We start from the raw sequence: 434 nt of genomic DNA, 5'->3' as shown, positions 1-434 counted from the left end.
TTTCCCTTTTTTTCTCCTTCTCCTCTTCTTCCCTCCCATTTCCCCTCCCTGCCTCCCTGCTGTGCCCGCTCGCGCCGTGCGCCCTGCCCTTCCTTTGCGTCCTCCATCATCGTTTCCCCTCCTTCTCCTCTCTCCTTTCCTTTTCCCCTTCCTCCCTCTTTTTCTTTCCCTTCCCTCTCCCTTTTTCCTCCTTTCCCCTCTCTCCTCCCCTCTCCCTCTCTTCCTCCCTTTCTCTCCCTTTTTTCCCCCCTCCTCCTTTCCCCTTTCTCTTCCTTCTTTCTCTCCTTCGCCCCCTTTGCTTCCCCCTCCTCGCTCCTTTTTTTCTCTTCTTTCCCTTTCTTTTCCTTTTCTCTCCTTCCCTTCCCTCTCCCTTCCCTCTCTTCTCTTTCTCTTCTCCCCCTCTCCTCTCCCCCCCTCCTCTTCCTTCTCTCTTC

Annotated in this window: 1 protein-coding gene; it reads right to left on the bottom strand. The window is 54.8% G+C overall.

All coding sequences use genetic code 11. The features are described from left to right. Positions 1-434, bottom strand: a 434-nt coding sequence (locus K5R16_RS22735) for a hypothetical protein (protein ID WP_220740613.1), incomplete at both ends; no start/stop codon positions are given.

Source organism: Shewanella sp. c952 (genome assembly GCF_019654975.1).
In the GTDB taxonomy this organism is placed as follows: domain Bacteria; phylum Pseudomonadota; class Gammaproteobacteria; order Enterobacterales; family Shewanellaceae; genus Shewanella.
This window is presented reverse-complemented; position numbering and strand designations above follow the sequence as displayed.